Origin of the sequence: Pseudomonas sp. 102515 (genome assembly GCF_031085165.1) — a bacterium.
Classification (GTDB): domain Bacteria; phylum Pseudomonadota; class Gammaproteobacteria; order Pseudomonadales; family Pseudomonadaceae; genus Chryseomonas.
Genome location: NZ_JAVHTY010000002.1, coordinates 629,528 through 650,746, shown reverse-complemented (window position 1 = coordinate 650,746; position 21,219 = coordinate 629,528). Strand labels below are relative to the sequence as shown.

Annotated in this window: 17 protein-coding genes and 2 tRNA genes; 8 read left to right on the top strand and 11 right to left on the bottom strand. The window is 67.0% G+C overall.

Annotated elements, in window-relative coordinates; translation table 11 throughout:
• Nucleotide 1: 1 nt before the first annotated feature.
• The 3 genes from RCF34_RS09995 to RCF34_RS09985 are packed head-to-tail and all read left to right on the top strand — an operon-like array spanning nt 2 to nt 2,780.
• A complete protein-coding gene (locus RCF34_RS09995) occupies nt 2–826 on the top strand; it encodes an ABC transporter ATP-binding protein (protein WP_308708017.1) in 825 nt (274 codons plus the stop codon).
• Nucleotides 819–1,697 (top strand): ABC transporter permease, encoded by an 879-nt coding sequence (locus RCF34_RS09990; RefSeq protein ID WP_308708016.1) that lies wholly within the window; start codon nt 819–821, stop codon nt 1,695–1,697. The genes RCF34_RS09995 and RCF34_RS09990 overlap by 8 nt, the downstream gene beginning before the upstream one ends.
• 42 nt (nt 1,698–1,739) lie before the next feature.
• Entirely contained in the window at nt 1,740–2,780 is a 1,041-nt protein-coding gene (locus tag RCF34_RS09985; protein ID WP_308708015.1) for an amidohydrolase family protein, read from the top strand.
• A gap of 10 nt (nt 2,781–2,790) precedes the next feature.
• Here the strand turns inward: RCF34_RS09985 and RCF34_RS09980 are convergent, their stop codons facing one another.
• The gene (locus RCF34_RS09980; RefSeq protein WP_308708014.1) at nt 2,791–3,993 is read right to left on the bottom strand and encodes an alpha-hydroxy acid oxidase; all 1,203 of its coding nucleotides are present in this window, start codon (nt 3,991–3,993) and stop codon (nt 2,791–2,793) included.
• A 121-nt stretch (nt 3,994–4,114) separates the two neighbouring features.
• On the opposite strand from RCF34_RS09980, the gene RCF34_RS09975 reads away from it, so the two are divergent.
• The gene (locus RCF34_RS09975) at nt 4,115–4,981 is read left to right on the top strand and encodes a LysR family transcriptional regulator (RefSeq protein WP_308708013.1); all 867 of its coding nucleotides are present in this window, start codon (nt 4,115–4,117) and stop codon (nt 4,979–4,981) included.
• 45 nt (nt 4,982–5,026) lie between these two features.
• Here the strand turns inward: RCF34_RS09975 and RCF34_RS09970 are convergent, their stop codons facing one another.
• Genes RCF34_RS09970 through RCF34_RS09960 form a run of 3 tightly spaced genes read right to left on the bottom strand, consistent with a single transcriptional unit; the run spans nt 5,027 to nt 7,937 of the window.
• Nucleotides 5,027–6,535: a tripartite tricarboxylate transporter permease gene (locus tag RCF34_RS09970; protein WP_308708012.1), complete on the bottom strand. Its 1,509-nt coding sequence runs from the start codon at nt 6,533–6,535 to the stop codon at nt 5,027–5,029.
• Nucleotides 6,535–6,996, bottom strand: coding sequence for a tripartite tricarboxylate transporter TctB family protein (locus RCF34_RS09965; RefSeq protein ID WP_308708011.1), 462 nt, complete (start codon nt 6,994–6,996; stop codon nt 6,535–6,537). The genes RCF34_RS09970 and RCF34_RS09965 overlap by 1 nt, the downstream gene beginning before the upstream one ends.
• On the bottom strand, nt 6,984–7,937 hold the full coding sequence (locus RCF34_RS09960; protein ID WP_308708010.1) for a tripartite tricarboxylate transporter substrate binding protein: 954 nt from the start codon (nt 7,935–7,937) through the stop codon (nt 6,984–6,986). The genes RCF34_RS09965 and RCF34_RS09960 overlap by 13 nt, the downstream gene beginning before the upstream one ends.
• A gap of 499 nt (nt 7,938–8,436) precedes the next feature.
• On the opposite strand from RCF34_RS09960, the gene RCF34_RS09955 reads away from it, so the two are divergent.
• Nucleotides 8,437–9,168, top strand: coding sequence for a helix-turn-helix domain-containing protein (locus RCF34_RS09955; protein WP_308708009.1), 732 nt, complete (start codon nt 8,437–8,439; stop codon nt 9,166–9,168).
• Nucleotides 9,169–9,274: 106 nt separating this feature from the next.
• On the opposite strand, the gene RCF34_RS09950 is transcribed toward RCF34_RS09955, so the two are convergent.
• From RCF34_RS09950 to RCF34_RS09940, 3 genes are all read right to left on the bottom strand, one after another.
• Nucleotides 9,275–11,143, bottom strand: a complete 1,869-nt coding sequence (locus RCF34_RS09950; RefSeq protein WP_308708008.1) for a feruloyl-CoA synthase — start codon at nt 11,141–11,143, stop codon at nt 9,275–9,277.
• Between the two features lie 79 nt (nt 11,144–11,222).
• Nucleotides 11,223–12,671 (bottom strand): aldehyde dehydrogenase, encoded by a 1,449-nt coding sequence (locus tag RCF34_RS09945; protein ID WP_308708007.1) that lies wholly within the window; start codon nt 12,669–12,671, stop codon nt 11,223–11,225.
• A gap of 39 nt (nt 12,672–12,710) precedes the next feature.
• On the bottom strand, nt 12,711–13,541 hold the full coding sequence (locus RCF34_RS09940) for a p-hydroxycinnamoyl CoA hydratase/lyase (protein ID WP_308708006.1): 831 nt from the start codon (nt 13,539–13,541) through the stop codon (nt 12,711–12,713).
• Nucleotides 13,542–13,807: 266 nt separating this feature from the next.
• On the opposite strand from RCF34_RS09940, the gene RCF34_RS09935 reads away from it, so the two are divergent.
• Nucleotides 13,808–14,866: an aromatic ring-hydroxylating dioxygenase subunit alpha gene (locus tag RCF34_RS09935; RefSeq protein ID WP_308708005.1), complete on the top strand. Its 1,059-nt coding sequence runs from the start codon at nt 13,808–13,810 to the stop codon at nt 14,864–14,866.
• Nucleotides 14,867–14,875: 9 nt separating this feature from the next.
• A complete protein-coding gene (locus tag RCF34_RS09930) occupies nt 14,876–15,829 on the top strand; it encodes a PDR/VanB family oxidoreductase (RefSeq protein ID WP_308708004.1) in 954 nt (317 codons plus the stop codon).
• Between the two features lie 61 nt (nt 15,830–15,890).
• Here the strand turns inward: RCF34_RS09930 and RCF34_RS09925 are convergent, their stop codons facing one another.
• Nucleotides 15,891–16,598 (bottom strand): GntR family transcriptional regulator, encoded by a 708-nt coding sequence (locus tag RCF34_RS09925; RefSeq protein ID WP_308708003.1) that lies wholly within the window; start codon nt 16,596–16,598, stop codon nt 15,891–15,893.
• On the bottom strand, nt 16,595–17,500 hold the full coding sequence (locus tag RCF34_RS09920) for a LysR substrate-binding domain-containing protein (protein ID WP_308708002.1): 906 nt from the start codon (nt 17,498–17,500) through the stop codon (nt 16,595–16,597). The genes RCF34_RS09925 and RCF34_RS09920 overlap by 4 nt, the downstream gene beginning before the upstream one ends.
• Nucleotides 17,501–17,651: 151 nt before the next feature.
• Here RCF34_RS09920 and RCF34_RS09915 point away from each other — a divergent pair, with 151 nt between their 5' ends.
• Nucleotides 17,652–20,681, top strand: a complete 3,030-nt coding sequence (locus RCF34_RS09915) for an FAD-binding and (Fe-S)-binding domain-containing protein (RefSeq protein WP_308708264.1) — start codon at nt 17,652–17,654, stop codon at nt 20,679–20,681.
• 305 nt (nt 20,682–20,986) lie between these two features.
• Here RCF34_RS09915 and RCF34_RS09910 read toward each other — a convergent pair.
• Together RCF34_RS09910 and RCF34_RS09905 are read right to left on the bottom strand one after the other, a co-directional pair.
• A tRNA-Asp gene (locus tag RCF34_RS09910) sits at nt 20,987–21,063 on the bottom strand.
• Nucleotides 21,064–21,076: 13 nt separating this feature from the next.
• Nucleotides 21,077–21,152: transfer RNA gene (locus RCF34_RS09905), tRNA-Val, on the bottom strand.
• Between the last annotated feature and the right edge of the window lie 67 nt (nt 21,153–21,219).

Genomic DNA, 21,219 nt, shown 5'->3' with positions numbered 1-21,219 from the left:
AATGAATACCGCCCAGCAAGCTGCACCAGCCGCCACACCCGCCAGCGCCGCCTGCCTGTTGCAGGTGGATGAGGTCACCCTGCAATACAAGACCCGCGAACAGCTGATCACCGCTACCCACCAGGTGTCCTTCGCGGTCCGCGAATACGATCGCTTCATCCTGCTCGGCCCCTCGGGCTGCGGCAAATCCAGCCTGCTCAAGAGCGTGGCCGGCTTCCTCGAACCGGCGGCGGGCCACATCCGCCTCCATGGCCAGGACGTGCGCGAACCCGGTCCGGATCGCATGATGGTGTTCCAGGAATTCGATCAACTGATGCCCTGGAAAACCGTGCTGGGCAACATCCTCTTCCCGCTCCAGGAAACCCGGCGCTTCCCCGCCGCCGAGTTGCGCGACCGGGCCCGGGCCGCCGCGGTCAAGGTGGGCCTGGAGAAATTCGTCGACGCCTATCCGCACCAGCTCTCCGGCGGCATGAAGCAACGCGTGGCCATCGCCCGCGCCCTGGCCATGGAGCCGGCCATCCTGCTGATGGACGAACCCTTCGCCGCCCTCGACGCCCTGACCCGGCGACGCATGCAGGAGGAGTTGCTCGGCCTCTGGGAACAGTCGCCCTTCACCTTGATGTTCGTCACCCACTCCATCGAGGAGGCCATCCTGCTCGGCTCGCGCATCCTGGTGCTCAGCCCCCATCCGGGCCAGGTCCGCGCCGAGCTCGACGCCAGCCAGTACGGCTTCCGCCAGCAGGGCGCCGCCGGCTTCACCGCCTTCCACAACCGCATCAGCCAGATGCTGTTCGGCCCCAACGCCAGCGAGACCGCCCATGACTAAGCCCGCCGTCGCCCTGCAACCCCGCCCGGACCTCGAATACACCCCCGTCGCCCCCGGTCACGTCGGCGACATCGCCCGGCGCCTCGGGCTGGCCGAGCGCCTATTCGCCCAGGCCGGCGTGCGCCGCACCTTGGTGCTGATCGCGCTGGCCATCATCTGGGAACTCTATGCCCGCTATCTGGACAACCCCCTGATGTTCCCGACCTTCAGCGAGACCGTCGTGGCGCTGTGGACCGATCTGGTCAACGGCGCCCTGCCCCTCGCCGTGCTCAGTTCGCTCAAGGTACTCATGGTGAGCTACGGCCTGGCCATCGCCCTGGCCATGCTGTTGACCACCCTGGCGGTATCCAGCCGGGTCGGCACCGATATCCTCGCCACCCTCACCGCCATGTTCAACCCGCTGCCGGCCATCGCCATCCTGCCGCTGGCCATGCTCTGGTTCGGTCTCGGCGTACAGAGCCTGATGCTGGTCATCGTTCACTCGGTGCTCTGGGCGGTGGCGCTCAACACTTACTCGGGCTTCCTCTCGGTCAGCCAGACCCAGCGCATGGCCGGGCGCAACTACGGGCTGCGTGGCATCCGCCTGGTGGCCAAGGTGCTGATCCCGGCGGCGGTGCCCTCGATTCTCGCCGGTCTGAAGATCGGCTGGGCCTTCGCCTGGCGCACCCTGATCGCCGCCGAGCTGGTGTTCGGCGTTTCCGGCAACTCGGGCGGCCTGGGCTGGTACGTCTTCCAGCACCGCAACGCCCTGGAGACCTCCAATGTCTTCGCCGGTCTGCTGATGGTGATCATCATCGGCCTGGTGGTGGAAGGCCTGGTGTTCCGCAGCATCGAGGTGCTCACGGTCCGCCGCTGGGGCATGCAGAATTGAGCCACCGCTCCACGCCCAAGGGAAGCTCCCGGAGCCGTCGTCATGGCTGACGCCCCAGCCTCGCCCCATGCCCCGGTTCGCGAAGACTGGTTGGCCCAGGTGCAGGAACCGATCCTGGAACCCGAGCTGCCGATCATCGACGCCCATCACCACCTCTGGGACCGGCCCGGCCAGCGCTACCTGCTGCCCGAGTACCTGGCCGATACCAAGGGCGGCCATCGCATCCTGGCTTCGGTCTATGTGCAGTGCCGGTCGATGTACAGCGCGGACAGGGCCGCGCCCTTCGATGCCGTGGGGGAAGTGGAATTCGCCGCCGGCATCGCGGCCCAGAGCGCCAGCGGTCTCTATGGCGAGAGCCGGCTCTGCGCCGCCATCGTCGCCGGCGCCGATCTCTGCCAGGGCGAGCGGATCGTCCCGGTCTTGGAAGAGATGCAGGCGCGCAGCGGCGGGCGCCTGCGTGGCATCCGCAACGCCACCGCCTGGCATCCGGATCCACGCCTGGTGTCCAATCCGCGGCCACCGCCGGCGGGAGTCCTCATGGATGAGCGCTTTCGTGCAGGCGTGGCCTGTCTCGCCCGCCATGAGCTTTCACTGGATATCTGGGCGTACCACACCCAGCTCGAAGAGGTCCTGACCCTCGCCCGTAAATTCCCCGAACAGCCGATCGTGCTCGATCATTTCGGCGGCCCGCTCGGCGCCGGACCCTATGCGCCCCAACGCCAGGAGGTGTTCCAGGCCTGGTCCCTGGCCATCCGGGAGCTGGCCAGCTGCCGCAACCTGCGCCTGAAGCTGGGCGGCCTGGGCATGAAGGTCGCCGGCTTCGCCTTCGACGAGCGCGCCACCCCGCCCACCTCGGCCGAACTGGCCGAGCGCTGGCGACCCTATGTGCTGACCTGCGTGGAGGCCTTTGGCGCCGAACGCTGCCTGTTCGAAAGCAACTTCCCCGTGGACAAGGGCATGTTCTCCTACGGGGTGCTGTGGAACGCCTTCAAGCGCCTGACACAGGGCTGGCGTCAGACCGACCGTGAAGCCCTGTTCAGTGGCACAGCGATGGACACCTACCGCCTTTCATTAACTAGCTGACCAGCCGTGGTTAGCGCACGATCCTGAGGCTGTCGCGACGGACCTCGCTGGGACTCTGAATACCCAGCAGCGCCATGTTGCGCGCCACCTCCGTCGCCAGGATGCCGATCGCATGCTTGATGCCGGGCTGCCCGCCCACGGCTCCGGCATAGTTCATCGGTCGGCCGATGAAGACGAAGGTCGCGCCCAGGGCGAGCGCCATGAGGATGTCGCTGCCGCGGCGAAAGCCGCTGTCGATCATTACTGGATAGTCCGGCCCCACCACCTTCACCACCTGCGGCAGGATGGCGAGGGGCGCGATGCTGCCATCCAGCTGGCGCCCACCATGGTTGGAGACGATGACGCCCTCCGCCCCGTATTCCTTGGCCGTCACGGCATCTTCCGGCGCGAGGATGCCCTTGACCACCAGGGTACCCGGCCAGTGGCGGCGGATCAGCTCCAGGTGCCGCCAGCTCAGGTGATCGCGGGCGCCAAAATCGCGCATGACGTTCGCCGACAGGATAGGCGCGCCGCGGCCGACGCCCGAGTTCTCGAAGTGCGGCATGCCGTGGCGCAGCAGCGTTTTCAGCGCGGTGCCCAGCAACCAATGCAGATGGGTGAGGCCTTGCCAGGCCAGGTGCATATCCGGCTTGAGCGGGGTGGAAAAACGCGCCCGGATCAGATTCTCTCGATTGGCCGATACCGGTACGTCGGCGGTGACCACCAGCGTCTTGAAGCCGGCGCGTTGGACGCGGTCGAGGAGGGCGAGGATCTTGGCATCCTCGCCCGGCACATAGGCCTGGAACCAGGCATCCGGATTGGCCTGCACCACGGTCTCCATGGGCAGCAGTGATGAGCCGCTCATGATCGCCGGAATATTGGCCTCCCGGGCTGCCCGGGTCTGGATGAGATCGCCTTCGAAGGCGGTGAGTCCGCTGATGCCCATCGGCGCGATGCCGAAAGGCGCGCTGTAGCGTTGCCCCAACAGGCTGGTGTCGAGACTGCGCGTCGAGGTATCGGTGAAGGCACGCGGGACCCAGGCATAACGGTCGAAGCCGGCGTGGTTGTCACGCAGCGACTTCCCCTGTTCCGCGCCACCGCTGACATAGGCGAAGAGCGGCTTGGGCAGGAGGCGGCGTGCAGCCACCTCGAAGTCGTCCAGCGACAGGATGGGGTGTAGCCGCCGGGGTATCCGGTAGCCGTCACCACCCTTGGGCAGCGTATGGGAAGCCAAGGGATAGTCTTGCAATCTCAGTGTCTGTGGCATGCCGAGGGTCCTGTCGTTTTTGGCCAGCATAGGCAGCCTGTCGGCGAAGAAAAGTTATTCTTTGTCGATCCAAAGACGAGAAATCCTCATGAAACTCGAAGCCTTCGCCACCCTGCAGGCAGCGATCGCCTGCGGCTCCTTCGCGGCGGCCGCGGAGGTGGTGAATCTCACCCCTAGTGCAGTCAGCCTGCAGATCAAGCAGCTCGAAGCCTACTTCGGCCAGGCGCTGTTCGATCGCTCGGGGCGTGCGGTACAGCCCACCCCTTTCGCGGTACAGCTGCTCGATACGCTGGCTCGCCCCTTGGCGGACATCGAAGGCCTGCGCAATCAGCGCGCCCAGCCGCTGACCGGTCGCGTCCGCCTGGGGGTGACGGGCTCGATCCTGACCACCCTGCTGCCGAAGGCGGTCGTTGAACTCCAGCGGCGCGCACCGGGCATCACCCTGCAGTTGGAAAGAGCCAATACGCCCGAGCTGATCGGGGCGTTGAAGGCGGATCGCCTGGATGCGGCCATTCTGGTCAGGCCACCTGGTGGCGGGTCGGCCCGCCTGCACTGGCAGGACTTGCTCCGCGAGCCGCTGGTGCTGGTCGTCCCGGCGCAGTTTGAGCACCAAGAGCCGGAGCACTACCTGCGGCGTTATCCCTGGCTGCGGCTGGATCGCAAGCTGGTCGTCGGCCGGCTGGCGGCCTGCTTCGTCGACGCCCTGGTGCCCCAGCGCGAGGCCTTGCTGGACGTACCCAGCGCCGATGCCATCATCGCCATGGTGGGCCTAGGCCTGGGTGTTTCGGTGCTACCCCGGCTGCGCCCGGAACAGCTGGACAGCTACGCGGTGCGCGAGGTGTCCCTCGGCGTCTCAGCCCCTACTCGTCAACTCGCCATGGCGCGGCGCAAGCAGGACTCCGAGAGTGCCCTGCTCGATACCCTCGAGCAGGCCTTCGCCGTCGCCTGTCGCTAGCGTGAAAGGTCCTGGGGCGCCGGCCTAGGTCCGGCGCCCTCCCCCTCAGGCCTCTTCCTCCTGGAACGCCTCTTCCCGCTTCCGGCGAAATGCCGGCAACACCATCATCACCAGCAGGATGGCCGAGGCGGCGAACAGGGTGGCGCTGATCGGCCGCTGGACCAGTACGGCCGGATCACCCTGGGAGATCACCAGGGCGCGCCGCAGATTGGTTTCCAGCAAGGGTCCGAGAACGAAGCCCAGCAACAGCGGGCCCGGTTCGCACTTCGCCTTGCGGAACAGATAGCCCAGCAAGCCGAAGATGATCACCAGAGCGACGTCGAAGCCGCGGTTGTTGACGCTGTAGACCCCGACACAGCAGAACAGTAGGATCGCCGGGAACAGCAGCCGATACGGTACCTGCAGCAATCGCACCCAGACCCCGATGAGCGGCAGGTTGATGACCAGCAGCATCAGGTTGCCGATCCACATGCTGGCGATCAGGCCCCAGAACAGCGCGGGCTGGTGGGTGATCACCGAGGGACCGGGGGTGATACCGTGGATCATCATGGCGCCAAGCATCATGGCCATGATCGAGTTGGACGGAATGCCCAGGGTCAACAGCGGAATGAAGGACGACTGGGCCCCGGCGTTGTTGGCCGACTCGGGCGCGGCGACGCCTTCCACCATCCCGGTGCCGAATCGCTCCGGCGTCTTCGAGACCTTCTTTTCCAGCGAATAGGCACTGAAGGCGCTCAGGGTCGCACCGCCGCCCGGCAAGACGCCCAGGAAGGTCCCCAACGCCGTGCCCCTCAGGGTGGCCGGCCAGGCCTTGCGGAAGTCCTCACGCGTGGGCCACAGCCGAGTAATCTTGCCGGCCAGGGTGCCGCGCGCTTCGCGGGATTCGAGGTTGACGGCGATCTCGGCGATGCCGAACAGGCCCACAGCGATCACCACGAAGTCGATACCGTCATAGAGATCGGTGGAGCCGAAGGTCAGGCGCGTGGTGCCACTGCTGACATCCATGCCCACCATCCCGAGCAGCAGTCCCAAGCAGACCATGCCGACCGCCTTGATTACCGAGCCGCTGGCCAGGATGGTCGCCGCCAGCAGACCGAACACGGTCAGCGCCACGTATTCCGCCGGCCCGAAGGACAGGGCGAAGCGCGACAGCACAGGGCCGGCCACCGCCAGGGCCACGGTGGCAACGGTGCCGGCGAAAAAGGACGCCAGGGCGGCGGTGGCCAGGGCAGCACCCGCCCGCCCCCGCTTGGCCATGGCGTGGCCGTCGAGCGCGGTGACCACGGCCGAGGCCTCGCCCGGCAGATTGACCAGAATCGCCGTGGTCGAGCCACCGTATTGGGCACCGTAGAAGATGCCCGCCAGCATGATCAGAGCGGCCAGCGGCGGCAGGAAATAGGTGATCGGCAGCAGGATCGCCACCGTGGCCGTGGGCCCGATGCCAGGCAGCACGCCGATCAGGGTCCCGAGCAGCGCCCCGATCAGGCAGAACGCCAGGTTGGTCGGACTCATGGCTTCGGAGAAGCCCAGGTAGAGCGCGTCGAAGATCTCCATCAGAAAGGCCCCACACGCATCTGGACATCCAGTCCATAAATGAAGACCAACACGCCGAACAGGGTCAGCACCACGCTGGAGATCAGCACCTCGCGCAGCCGCCACTCGCGGTCGGCCATGCTGCCGGAGATCACCAGCCCGGCCGCCGCGACGATGAAGCCGGCGTACTCGGCCGCCAGGGCGAAGCCGCCCACGGACGCCAGCAGGATCAACAGGGGCCTTAGCTGCACGGCCGCGATCGGCTCCGCCCGCTGCCACAGCCCCAGCAGGCCGATGGCGATGCCGAGGATAATCACCAGCGAGCCGACCAGCACCGGCAGATAGCCCGGCCCCATCATGGCCGCACTGCCGAACGGCAGATCCTTCGACGACCAGAGCACCAGCGCGCCCAGGCCGATGAAGATGGCGCTGGCGAGGAAGTCGGGTCGGCTACCACGCACCGCGCGCGTCACTGCACCCATGGCGAGACGCTCCACAGCTTCTGGTAGCCGGCGAGCTGTGCCGGCATCTGGGCGGCCCAATCCTCACCCGACAAATAGGCCAGCGGCAGCGACAGGTCCCCGGCCTGCTTGACGAAGGCCGGATCCTCGATCACTTCCTTCACGGCCTGCGCCATCCGCTGCTCGATGGCCTCGGGCACTCCCGACGGAGCGGCGATGCCCCGCTCGGAGGTCATGACCAGGTCCACGCCCTGCTCCTTGGCAGTAGGTAGATTGGGCTGCTGCGGCATGCGCTCGGCGGAGAATTGCGCCAGCACGTGGAAGTCGTCGTCCGCGTTCATCTCGCTGATGTTCTGCCCGGCCGCACTGATATGGCCACCCATCAGGGCGGTACGGGATTCGGAGGCGCCACTGAAGGGTACGTGAGTGAGCTTGATGTCGGTCAGCTGTTGCAGCTCCACCATCATCAGGTGGTCATCCGTGCCGACGCCGGAGGTGCCGACCGAAAACCTGCCAGGCGCCGCCTTGGCGGCCGCGGTGAAGTCGGCCAGGGTCTTGTAGGAGGAATCCTTGGGGACCGCCAGCACTGTGGGATCGTCGACGATGCGCGCCACGGGGCGGATCTTCGCTGGGTCGTAGCCGACCTTGCGCTGCACGCGGGTGCTCAAGAAGCCGGGGGTATTGATGAAGGCGAAGGTGTAGCCATCGGGCTTCGCCTTGCTCAGCATGGTGTAGGCGATCTCACCGGCGGCACCCGGCCTGTTCACGATGACGATCTTCGCGCCCAGGCGTTTCTCCAGATAGGGCTGCATGGCACGCGCCATGACGTCGGTGCTACCACCGGGGGCATAGGCGACCAGGAATTCGATCGGCCGGTCTTCCGGCCAGGCGGCCTGCGCGGTGGCAGAGCCGAGGGACAGCGCCAGGAAAGAGGCCAGTACAGCGCTCGCGGTCTTGGTCATGGATAGCTCTCTGTTGTTCTTGTTGGTATGGACGGGCACCTCGTCAGGCGCCCCAAGGCGCCGAGTACCCTGGCCAGCTGGCTCCCCTGCGTGGGAACGCCAGCAAGAGCCCTCACCGCAAAACCAAGATAATGCAATGCCATTTCATAAACGAGCAGTCAAGATTCATGATTCTAGGAGAATTCGTAACCAGAAAAGACAGAGGAGCCTAAGTTCCAGCTTCTTCAAGATTCGATGGCTGACGCCGAGAAAGATCATCTTAAGTTTTTAGAATGATATTTTTTATTGAACAGGGTCGATGCTCCAGATCGCCATGCAGACGACGGAGGAAATCTTTGCAGGACCCGTCTTGGTCATCGTTTGAGCCGGACGGAAACACCCGGACCCAATTGAGCCATGCCTCGCCAGGCCACCCGAGCGACTGACACGAGCGACTCTCTAGGCGATGCACGGACGCTAGCGGATAATGGAGTGATAGCTACCCATTCAGGAACTTGAGTTGAACACAACCCGTCCTCGCCCAGGCGTTTCCGGGGTCGCTTCCGCGGACCGCGTCTTGACTGTTCTCACTGCCTTTCGCGTTGGAGACGCTGCCTTGAGTCTTGCCGAACTGGCCAGCCGTACCGGCCTGATCAAGAGCACAATCATGCGCCTGGTGGTATCGCTGGAGAAGTATGGCCTGGTCACCCGTCTCGCCGACGGCAACTACATCCTGGCCAGCGAGGTAGTGCGCCTCAATGCCGTCTACCAGGACTCCCACGATGTGGGCCGCCACATCATGCCGCGGCTGGAGCACCTCACAAACGAAAGTGGGGAAACCGCCTCCTACTACGTCAGACACGGCGCCTACCGCCTCTGTCAATACCGCGTGAACTCCCCGCATCGTCTGCGCCTGCACCTGCAGCCCGGTGACATGCGGCCGATGGACAAGGCGGCCGGTGCCCTGGCTCTGCAGACTCCCTACGAGGTGGCCGAGGCCGGTATCGATCCCTATTACTCCTGCGGCGCTACCGATCCTCATGCCGCCTCAGTGGCGCTACCCATCTACGATGCCCAAGAAGAATTACTGGGCGCGGTAGTGATCTCGGGGCCCGCAAATCGTCTCAACCTGGAGCGCGCCGAGAGCCTCTACCCGATCTTGCGCGAAGCTGCCGACGAACTGACCCGTAGCCTGGGGGGTAAGCCGTTGTATGGCACGGGGCAGCCGGAAACCAAACGTCGTAAGAGTTGAGAAACGCTGGCGCCTGGGAGGCCTGGGCTTCGCTTAGCCGCAACCCGAGGCGCTAGACGCCTTCTCTCTCCGACCGAGCATCGGGACAAGTACCCCCGCCGCCACCTCACGCCCTGATCAACAGCGGCGCCGTTCCCCGGTAGCAGGCGTCCAGCCGCTCGGCGCGATGGGTCAGGACGTTGCGCTGGTTGAGGGAGCCCTTGTCGGTGATCTCGCCGCGGTCGGCGGATGGCGGCTCTTCCTGCAGGGCGATCCATTCCAGGCGGCTGGCGTTGCCCGAGGCCTCGCGATTGAGACGCCCCAGCCAGGCGGCGAACCAGTCGTGCACCGGGGCGCTGGCCAGCACCGTGGCGGCATCGACGCCGTCGTCCAGCCCGGCCAGTTGCCGGCAATCCGCCAGGCGCGGGAAGACCAGCAGTCCCAGACACTCCCGATCCGGCGCGGCCACCACCACGTCCTGCACCAGCGGCGTGCCCTCCAGCACCGCGCGATTGCGCAGGGGGCCGACGCTGACGAAGACTCCGGACGACAGCTTGAAGTCCTCGGCGATGCGGCCATCGAACATCAGGCCCAGCTGTGGATTGGCCGGATCGACCAGCTTGAGCGCATCGCCCGAGCAGTAGAAGCCCTCCTCGTCGAAGCAGGCGGCGGTCTGGGCGGCATCGCGCCAGTAGCCGGGCATGATGTGCGGGCCGCGGAAGCGCCCTTCCAGCTTGCCGTCCACCGGCACCAGCTTGAGTTCGCAACCCGGCGCCGGTACCCCGACGTAGCCGGCCACTGACAGCGGTCCGGTGGTGAAGGTGCAACTGGGCGAGGCCTCGGTCATGCCCAGGCCGGCCATCATGCGGATGCGTTCGCCGCAGTGGGCCTCGGCGATGCGATCCAGGCGATCCCAGACGCTTTGCGACAACCCCGCCGCGGCAAAGAAGAACAGTCGCATGCGGGCGAAGAAGCGCCCGCGCAACTCGGCGTCGCGCTCCAGGGCATTGGCCAGCTCTTCCCAGCCGCGCGGCACCGTGAGGTAGGCGGTGGGCGACACCTCGCGCAGGTTGCGCAGGGTCTCGCCGAAGCCCTGGGGCGTCGGCTTGCCTTCGTCCAGGTAGAAGGTGCCGCCGTTGTAGAGCACGATCCCCAGGTTGTGGCTGCCGCCGAAGGTGTGATTCCAGGGCAGCCAGTCCACCAGCACCGGCGGCTCTTCGCCGAACACCGGAAAGGTCTGCAACAGCATCTGCTGGTTGGCGCAGAGCATGCGCTGGGTGGTGGTCACCGCCTTGGGCAGCTTGGTGGAACCCGAAGTGAAGAGAAACTTGGCGATGCTGTCCGGCCCGGTCGCGGCGAAGGCGCGCTCGGCCGCGGCCAGTTCACCGCGGGCGAGCAGCGCCGCGAAGGCCAGGGTGCTGCGACCCTGCACCTGGCCGCGGGTCGCGATCACCGGTACGTCGGCGGGCAGCACGGCGTCCAGCGCCTTCTGGAAGGCCGGGCCATCGCTGACGAACACCAGCCCCGGCTGCAGCAGGCCGCAGACATGGCGCAGCTTGGCGTGGTCCTGGGACAGCAGCGCATAGCCGGGCGATACCGGGCAGAAGGGAATGCCGGCATAGAGCGCCGCCATGGCCAGCTGCAGGTGTTCGGGGTCGTTGCCGGAGAGGATCGCCAGCGGACGCTCGGCACAGAGACCGAACTCCAGCAACGCGGCGGCCAGTTGGCGCACCCGCTGCAGCATCTCGCCATAGGAGAATTCGCGCCAGGCACCGCCCGCCTCGCGGGCGGCGAAAAAGGTGCGGCTCGGTGCCACCTCGGCCCAGTGCAGCAGGCGATCCAGCAGTCGTGGCGGCGGTGGCGTCAGGGCTTCCTGGGAGGCCATGTAGAGCAGTCCGCCCCGCTCTTCCACGGTGACGCCGGGTTGTCCCAGGGTCACCGGGCGATAGCGCAGCGGCTGATCGGCGGGCGCGCGGGTGTACGTGACGTGACTCACCTTGAATTCTCCTCTGGGCTGGCGCCCGGAGGCGCCTCTTATTGTTGTCGCGACAGGAGCGAGGGACGGCGGACGCGGATCAGATCGGGTAGTGGCGCGGCCCCGTCTGCAGCGTCACCCAGCGCAACTGGGTGAAATGGTCGATGGAGGCCCGTGAGCCGAAGCTGCCATAACCGCTAGACTTGACGCCGCCGAAGGGCATCTGCGCCTCGTCATGCACCGTGGGGCCGTTGATGTGGCAGATACCGCTCTCCACCCGCTGGGCCAGCGCCAGGGCACGGGCGGTGTCGCGACTGAAGATGGCCGACGAAAGGCCGAATTCGGAGTCGTTGGCCAGGCGCAGCAGGGCCTCGTCACCCTCGGCACGGATCACCACCGCGACCGGTCCGAAGGATTCCTCGGCATAGAGCTGCATCTCGGCGGTGACGCCATCCAGCAGGGTCGGCTGCAGGATGCTGCCGTCGAGTCCGCCACCGCAGACCAGCCGGGCGCCCTTGCCCACGGCGTCGTCGATCAGCGCCTTGATGCGGGTCCCGGCACTGGCGTCGATCAGCGAGCCCAGCACCGAATCGGCTGCACTCGGATCACCGGCCTTGAGGGTGCGCACCTTGGCCGCCAGGCGCTCGACGAAGGCGTCGGCGATGCGGCTGTCCACCAGCAGGCGCTCGGTGGACATGCAGATCTGCCCCTGGTTGAAGTAGGCGCCAAAGGCCGCCGCGGCGACCGCGGCATCCAGGTCGGCATCCTCTAGCACCAGCAGCGGTGCCTTGCCGCCCAGTTCCAGCACGGCCGGCTTGAGATGGCGCGCCGCCAGCTCGCCAACGATCCGACCCACCCGGGTGGAACCGGTGAAGTTGACCCGCCGCACCGCCGGGTTGGCGATCAGCCTTTCGACGATGGCCGGGGCATCTTCCGGGGCGTTGGTGACGACGTTGACCACGCCGTCGCCCAGGCCGGCGTCCTGCAGCACCTGGCCGATCAGCCGGTGCACGCCGGGGCTCTGTTCCGAGGCCTTGAGCACCACGGTGTTGCCGCAGGCCAGGGGCATGGCCAGGGCCCGGGTACCCAGGATCACCGGCGCGTTCCAGGGCGCGATGCCCAGCACCACGCCACAGGGCTGGCGCAGCGCCATGGCGAAGCTGCCGGGGATATCGGAAGGAATGACCTCGCCCTGGATCTGGGTGGTCATGGCCGCCGCCTCGCGCAGCATGTTGGCCGCCAGGTGGACATTGAAGCCGTACCAGTTGGCCATGGCCCCGGTCTCCCCGGCCAGGGCGACGAATTCGCTACTGCGCGCCGCCAGGCCATCGGCCGCGGCCAGCAGACAGCGACGGCGTTCGCCCGGCGGCAACGCGGCCCAGGCGGGAAAGGCGGCCTGGGCCGCGGCAACGGCGGCGTCGGCATCGTCCAGGGTGGCGGCGGCCACGGTGGAGACCACCGCGCCGGTCACCGGATGGTGACGCCGATAGCTGCGACCGTCGCCGGCCGGGCGGCTGACGCCACCGATGAGCAGGGAAACTTCGACCATGACGCGACCTCTTGTTGTTGTGCGTGGGGCGGTGGCGATCTAGCGCTTGTAGGTCTGCAGACCCGGTTTGATGCTCTTGTCGTCGAGGAACTGCTTCATGCCCTGTTCGCGACCGCCTTCCGGATCCTGCAGCCGCGACTGGTCGAGCTTGGCATAGAGGTAGTCCTCGTTCTGCTCCCAGGTCAGCTCACGGCAGCGCTTGAAGCCGACCTTGGCGGCGCGTAGCACCACCGGATTCTTGTCCAGCAGCTCACGCGCCAGGGCGGTGGTCACCTCGCGCAACCGAGCGCGCGGCACGCTCTGGTTGACCAGGCCCATGGCCGCGGCCTCGGGACCGCTGAAGGTCTTGCCGGTCATCACATAGTAGAGGGCGGTGCGATGGCCCACGGTATCGGCCAGGGCCTTGCTCACCAGGTTGCCCGGCGGGATGCCCCAGTTGATCTCGGACAGGCCGAAGGTGGCCTCGTCGGCGGTGATGGCCAGGTCGCAGGCCACCAGCGGGCTGAAGCCGCCGCCAAAGCACCAGCCGTTGACCATGGCGATGGTCGGCTTGGCGTACATGCGCAGCAGCTTCCACTGCCAGTGGGAGGCTTCCCGGCGAATCTTTTCCTGCAGGATCTCGGGGCCGGCATCGGTCTCGCGGAAGTATTCCTTGAGGTCCATGCCCGCGGTCCAGGCCTCGCCGGCGCCGGTCAGCACCAGCACGCCGGCACTGGCGTCCTGCTCGAGCGTTTCCAGCACCTCGACCATCTCGCGGTTGAGGGTGGGACTCATGGCATTGCGTTTTTCCGGACGATTGAGCGTCACCCAGGCGATACCGTCCTCGATGTCCACTTTGACCGTCTGCCAGCGTCCGTCGTAACTGCCCATGGCGTGTGCCTCTTGTTGTTGGGTGGGTATGGGGCTGAAGCTACGCCAGGGAATTAGTTACGTCAATTAACTATTTTGCCAGGCGTGAACGATGCGGGGGAACGAGAGGGACGTCTGGGCAAACAGGATCCAATCGAGCAGGAACGGGCGCCACACCCGTAATGCCATTCGTCCTGAGAGGGCCTTCATATGGCGAATGCCGTTGACAGGAAAGGTTAACCGTCATAACCATTGGATCCAATAGACAACAACAAGAGGTCCCGCTCATGTACCCGAAGAACGCCTGGTACGTCGCCTGTACCCCCGACGAAGTCCAAGACAAGCCCCTCGGTCGTCAGATCTGTGGCGAACCCCTGGTCTTCTATCGTGATGCCAACGGCCAGGTGGTGGCCTTGGAAGACTTCTGTCCGCACCGCGGCGCGCCACTGTCCCTAGGCTTCGTCCGCGACGGCACCCTGGTCTGTGGCTATCACGGCCTGGAGATGGGCTGCGGTGGCAAGACCCTGGGCATGCCGGGGCAGCGGGTCGGCGTCTTTCCCGCGGTACGCCCCTATGCCGCCGTCGAGCGGCATGGCTTCATCTGGGTCTGGCCAGGTGATCAGGCCAAGGCCGATCCGGCGCTGATCCCCCACCTGGAATGGGCCGAGAGTCCCGACTGGGCCTATGGCGGTGGCCTCTATCACATCCAGTGCGACTACCGGCTGATGATCGACAACCTCATGGATCTCACCCACGAGACCTATGTCCACGCCTCCAGCATCGGCCAGAAGGAGATCGACGAGGCGCCGCCGGCCACCCGCGTCGAAGGCGACGAGGTCATCACCAGCCGGCACATGGAAAACATCTCCGCCCCGCCCTTCTGGCGCATGGCCCTGCGCGGCAATGGCCTGGCCGACGACGTCCCGGTGGATCGCTGGCAGATCTGCCGCTTCACTCCGCCCAGCCACGTGATGATCGAGGTGGGCGTGGCCCATGCCGGCCATGGCGGCTACGACGCGCCGGCGGCGGTCAAGGCCGCCAGCGTGGTGGTGGACTTCATCACCCCCGAGACCGAGACCTCCATCTGGTACTTCTGGGGCATGGCGCGCAACTTCAAGCCGGACGATGCCGAGCTCACCGCCAGCATCCGCGAAGGCCAAGGCAAGATCTTCGGCGAAGACCTGGAGATGCTCGAACGCCAGCAGCGGAACCTGCTGCGCTATCCGGAGCGCGGCCTGCTCAAGCTCAACATCGATGCCGGCGGCGTGCAGTCGCGGCAGATCATCGACCGCCTGCTGGCCGCCGAACAGGCCGCCAACGGCATCCCGGTCCGGCAGATCGCCTAGGAGACAGTCATGCTCGACCTGATCGTCACCGCCGTGCAGCGCGAGGCGCCCACCATCCTGGCCTTCGACCTGGCCCGGGCCAACGGCGGCCCCCTGCCCGGCTTCGCCGCCGGCGCCCATCTGGAACTCATCCTGGACGACGGCCTGGTGCGCCATTATTCGCTGTGCGCCACGCCCGAACCCGCCCCGAGCCGCTATCGCATCGCCGTGCTGCTCGTCCCCGACTCCCGCGGCGGCTCCCAGGCCATGCATCGCCTACAAGTGGGCGATCGCCTGCAGGTCAGCGAGCCCCGCAATCTGTTCGCCCTGGTGCCGAGCGCGCGCCGCACCCAGCTGCTGGCCGGAGGCATCGGCATCACCCCGCTCCTGGCCATGGCCGAACAGCTCCATCAGCAGGGGGCGCGTTTCACCCTGCGCTATCTGGTGCGCGACCGCGAGCACGCGGCCTTCATCCCTTGGCTCAAGGCGCGGCCCTATGCCGAGCAGGTCAAGGTGCATTTCAACCAGCACGACCCGGCGCTGCGACCCAATTTCCAGCACCTGCTCGGCCCGGCGGCACCGGACGACCATCTCTATGTCTGCGGTCCCGGGGGCTTCATGGCCGCGGTGGTGGACGCCGCCCAGGCCCAGGGCTGGCAACCCGGCCAGATCCATCGCGAATACTTCGCCGCCGATCCCGCCGCCCAGGGCGAGCAACGCCCCTTCGAGGTGGAGCTGGCGCGTAGCGGGCGCCGTGTGCAGGTACCGGCCGAGCGCAGCGTGGTCGAGGTCTTGGCGGACCTGGGTGTCGTCCTGCCAGTGTCCTGTGGCCAGGGCCTCTGCGGCACCTGCCTGACCCCGGTGCTGGCCGGCGAACCCGAGCACCGCGACCTCTTTCTCTCCGAGGCCGAGCACGCCGCCAACGATCGCTTCACCCCCTGCTGCTCCCGCGCCAAGGGCGAGCGGCTGGTCCTAGACCTTTAGCGAGCACCAACCTATCCCCTCTCCCTTTGAGAGAGGGCTAGGGTGACGGAGCGCCATACCGCTACACCAGCACCTTCATCGCCCCCGCCTCACCCTCTTCCCCGCCAAACCAGCGCGCATAGCCCAGGGTCGCCTGGGCGTGCTCGCGCATGATGCCTTCGGCGCGGGCGCCCTGGCCGCGCACCAGGGCGTCGAACAGCGCATGGTGCTGCAGGTGGGCGAAGTTGAAGCGGCGGTATTCGCGCTCGAGATTTTCGGCATCCACCGCCAGCGCGCTCACCGAGGCGAAGGGCAGGTGCTCGTGGCGGCCCAGGGCCAGGGCGATGGCCGAATTGCCGCTGGCCGCGACGATGGCCTGGTGAAAGGCCCGGTTGAGATCGTGGTATTCCTCCAGATCCTCAAGTAGCACGTGGCCCTTGGCGAACAGCCGATCGCCACGGCGCAGGCAATCCTCCAGCGTGGCGCGTGTAGCCGCATCCAGGCCGCGCTCGGCCGCCTGGCGCGCGGCCAGACCCTCCAGTACACCGCGCACCTCCACTGCACCCTCCAGATCCGCGCCCGTCAAGGCCCGCACCCGATAGCCGCGGGCGCCGCTACTCTCCAGCAAGCCCTCCTGGGCCAGGGTGCGCAAGGCCAGGCGCACCGGCATGCGCGACACGGCGAAGCGTTCGGCGGTAGGGATCTCCGCCAGCCGCTCGCCCGCGGCGAGCTCGCCGGAGAGAATCATCTGCCGCAGCGCGGCCAGTACCCGCTGACCCGGCTTGCTCATGGCTGCCCCTCTCCTTCGTGGATCTCGGCCAGCAGCCACTGACGAAAGGCCTGCAGCGACGGCAGCCCCTCGTTGCGTGGCGGATAGACCAGGTAATAGCTGCGTCGGCTGACCAGCGCCGGACCGCAGGCCAGCAACTCGCCTTGGGCCAGTTCGTCTTCCACCAGCACCCGCGGCACCAGGCCGATGCCGATGCCGGCGCGCACCGCCTGGATCAGGTGCGAGGTCAGCTCGAAACTCGGCCCCGGCCGCATCGCCCGGTGCGGTAATTCGTGATGCCGGAACCACTCGCCCCAGGCCTGGGGATTGTTGGCCACACCGAGCAGCAGCTGACCGACCAGGGTCGCGGGGCGCGCGTCCGGCAGGTCGGCCAGGGTCATTGGACTGGCGATCACCACCAGGTGCTCGGCTTGCAGCGGATGGGCACGGAGCCCTGGCCAATCGCCGCTGCCGACGCTGATGGCGGCGTCGATCTCGCTGGCGGCGAAGTCCACCGCCTGGATGCGCGAATGCAGGTGTACCAGCATGCCGGGGTGGGCGGCGTAGAACCTGCCCAGGCGCGGCAGCAGCCACTTGGAACCAAAGGTCGGCAGCACCGCCAGGCGCAGGGTGCCCTGCCCGGAGGCGAAGGCCATGGCCTGCAGGGTGGCGCTGCGGATCTGCCCGAGCGCCAGGCCCAGCTCGCGACTGTAGGCGCGACCGACATCGGTGAGCACGATCTGCCGGCCCTCGCGGCGAAACAGCGTCAGCCCCAGCAACTGTTCCAGGGCCTGCACCTGGCGGCCGACGGCGCTCTGGGTCAGCGACAGCTCCTCGGCCGCCCGGGTGTAGCTCTCGTGGCGCGCCGCCGCCTCGAAGGCCAGCAGCAGCGACATGGAAGGCGTCAGGCGGCGGTGATTCATTCAGGATCTTCCGGCATAGGCGGCGGAATCTTCGGTTGTGGCTCCGCCGCGCTGTGGTGAGAATGCCCACTATAGCCAGAAAAGGTCGACGCCATTCCTTCGCTCGCTGAAGGAGACGGCCGTCCGCCGCCAGAGAGCCCGCCTGATGAACATGATCGCCCGCCTGCCGGCCCCGGCGCCCCTCGCCGCCGCCTACACCGACTTCCTGACCACCCTCGCCGCCAGCGGCTTCCAGGGCGAGATCGCGCTGGACCATGCCAGCCGCACGGTCATGGCCACCGACAACTCCATCTATCAGCGCCTGCCCCAGGCGGCGGTCTTCCCCCGGGACAGCGCCGATGTCCAGCGCCTGGCCACGCTGATGGGCGAGGCGCGCTTCCAGGGTGTGGTCCTGACCCCGCGCGGCGGCGGCACCGGCACCAACGGCCAGTCCCTCACCGACGGCATCGTGGTCGACCTCTCCCGCCACCTGAACAAGATCCTCGAGATCAACGTCGCGGAGGGCTGGGTGCGGGTCCAGGCCGGCGTGGTCAAGGACCAGCTCAACGCCGCGCTCCGGCCCCACGGCCTGTTCTTCGCACCGGAACTGTCCACCTCCAACCGCGCCACCATCGGCGGCATGATCAACACCGACGCCAGCGGTCAGGGCAGCGTGACCTACGGCAAGACCCGCAACCACGTGCTGGAACTGGATGCCTACCTGGTCGGCGGCGAGCGCCTGCAGAGTCGCCCGGTGGACAACGCCGAACTGGACGCCCTCTGCGCCCGCGACGACCGCACCGGCGCCGTCTACCGCTGCGCGCGGGACATCGCCGAGAACCAGGCCGAACTGATCGAGGCGCGCTTTCCCAAGCTCAATCGCTGCCTGACCGGCTATGACCTGGCGCATCTGGTCGAGCCCGATGGCCGCTTCAACCTCAACAGTGTGCTCTGCGGCGCCGAAGGCTCGCTGGCCTTCATCGCCGAGGCCACGCTCAACGTCCTGCCGATTCCCAAGTATTCGGTGCTGGTCAACGTCCGCTACGCCAGCTTCATGGACGCCCTGCGCGACGCCCGCGCCCTGATCGAATTGCAGCCACTGTCCATCGAGACGGTGGATTCCAAGGTGCTCCTGCTGGCCATGCAGGACATCGTCTGGCACAGCGTGGCGGAGTATTTTCCCGAAGACGTCGCGCGCCCCACCCTGGGCATCAACCTGGTGGAATTCAGCGGCGACAATCCCGAAGAAGTGGATGCCCGCGTCCAGGGCTTTCTCGAGCACCTGCGCCAGGACGATACCGTCGAGCGCCTGGGCCACACCCTGGCCATCGGCCGCAACGCCGTGACCCGCGTCTACACCATGCGCAAGCGCGCGGTGGGCCTCCTGGGCAATGTCCAGGGCGAGATCCGCCCGCAGCCCTTCGTCGAGGACACCGCGGTGCCGCCGGAGCGCCTGGCCGACTTCATCGCCGAATTCCGTGCCCTGCTCGACGGCCACAACCTGCAATACGGCATGTTCGGCCATGTCGACGCCGGGGTGCTGCACGTGCGTCCGGCGCTGGATCTCAAGGATCCACGCCAGGCGGCGCTGGTGCGGCCGATCTCCGACCAGGTGGCCGCGCTGACGCAAAAATACGGCGGCCTGCTCTGGGGCGAACATGGCAAGGGCGTGCGCTCGGAATACGCGCCGGCCTTCTTCGGTGACCTCTACCCCGCGCTGCAGGCGCTCAAGGGGGCCTTCGATCCGCACAACCAGCTCAACCCGGGCAAGATCGCCACGCCGCTCGCCAGTGGTGCCGAGCTGCTCAAGGTCGATGGCGTGACCCTCAGGGGCGAGCTGGACCGCACCCTCGACGAGCGCGTCTGGCAGAGCTACGGCACCGCCATGCACTGCAACGGCAACGGCGCCTGCTACAACTACGATCCCGACGACGCCATGTGCCCGTCCTGGAAGGCCACCCGCCAGCGCATCCACTCGCCCAAGGGCCGGGCGTCCCTGATCCGCGAATGGCTGCGCCTGCAGGGCCAGGCCGGCATCGACGTTTTGGCTCCGGCCCCGCGTGGCACCCTGAACTGGCTCAAGGCCCTGCCCCAGCGCTGGCGCAATGGCCGCCAGGCCGAGGCGGACTTCTCCCACGAGGTCTATGACGCCATGGCCGGCTGCCTGGCGTGCAAATCCTGCGCGGGCCAGTGCCCGATCAAGGTCAATGTGCCGGAATTCCGTTCGCGCTTTCTCGAGCTCTACCACCGTCGCTACCTGCGCCCCCTGCGCGACTACCTGATCGGCTCCCTGGAGTTCAGCCTGCCACTGTTCGCCCATGCGCCGGGGCTCTACAACGCCATCATGGGTGCCACGCCCATCCAGCGGCTGTTCGCCGAGCGCATCGGTATGGTCGACAGCCCCCTGCTCAGCCGTTTCGACCTGGTACCGGTCATGCATCAATGGCAGGTACAGATCGCCACCCCCGAGCGGCTGCTGGCCCTGAGCGATGAAGAACGCGCCAAGACCCTGGTGCTGGTCCAGGACGCCTTCACCCGCTACTTCGAGACGCCGCTCACCGCCGCCTTCCTCGAGCTGGCCGCGCGGCTCGGCCAGCGGGTGTTCCTCGCGCCCTATCGCGCCAATGGCAAGCCGCTGCAGGTACAGGGCTTCCTTGGCGCCTTCGAGCGCACGGCGCGGCGCAACGCGGCAGGGCTCGCCAGTCTGGCCGGCTTCGGCGTCAAGCTGGTCGGTCTCGATCCGGCCATGACCCTGGTCTATCGCCAGGAATACCCCAAGGTCCCCGGCATCGCCCGGATGCCCGAGGTCCTGCTGCCCCAGGAGTGGTTGCTGCAGGTGTTGCCGGGAGACAAGAAAGTGGTCGGCGACAAGGTCTACCGCCTGCTCGGCCACTGCACCGAGAAGACCAACGCCCCGGCCAGCGTCAGCCAGTGGCAGCAGGTGTTCGAACGCCTGGGCCTGGGCCTCAAGCCGGAAAGCACCGGGTGCTGCGGCATGTCCGGCACCTACGGCCACGAGGCACGCAACCTGGCGACCTCCAAGGTGATCTACGACCAGTCCTGGGCCCGCGCCCTGGCGGTTCCGGCGGAACAGGGCGAAGCCCTGGCCACCGGCTATTCCTGCCGCAGCCAGGTCAAGCGCATCGACGACCGCCGCCTGCGCCATCCGCTGGAAGCGGTGCTGGATGCGGTGCGGGGCTGACAGTCCTGTTGGGCTTCACTGCGCCTAACCCAACCTGCAAGGACGCACCCTTTCTGTAGGTTGGGTTGAGACAGCTCCATCGTCGAAGCCCCAACAACCGCCGTAGCGGGGAAAACCGCGCAGCGTTTTCCACGCGTCCAGGCGCACGCCTCGACCCGCCTGCTGGCAGATCGCGCGACAGGAGCGCCAGGAAGGAAAGGAAGGCACCGGAGGACACGACCAGAAAAATCGCGCCCAAACGAAAAAGCGGCCACCAGGGCCGCTCTTCGATGGCTGCTGGCGTTCAGGACCAGACAACCTTTAAATGGCGCAGCGGACGGGACTCGAACCCGCGACCCCCGGCGTGACAGGCCGGTATTCTAACCGACTGAACTACCGCTGCGCATTACCTCGAGTGGTGGGTGATGACGGGATCGAACCGCCGACCCTCTGCTTGTAAGGCAGATGCTCTCCCAGCTGAGCTAATCACCCGTTTGCTCTCGAAGTGGGGCGCATTCTACGGAGGGGCTTACGACCTGGCAACCCCTTTTTGAAAAAA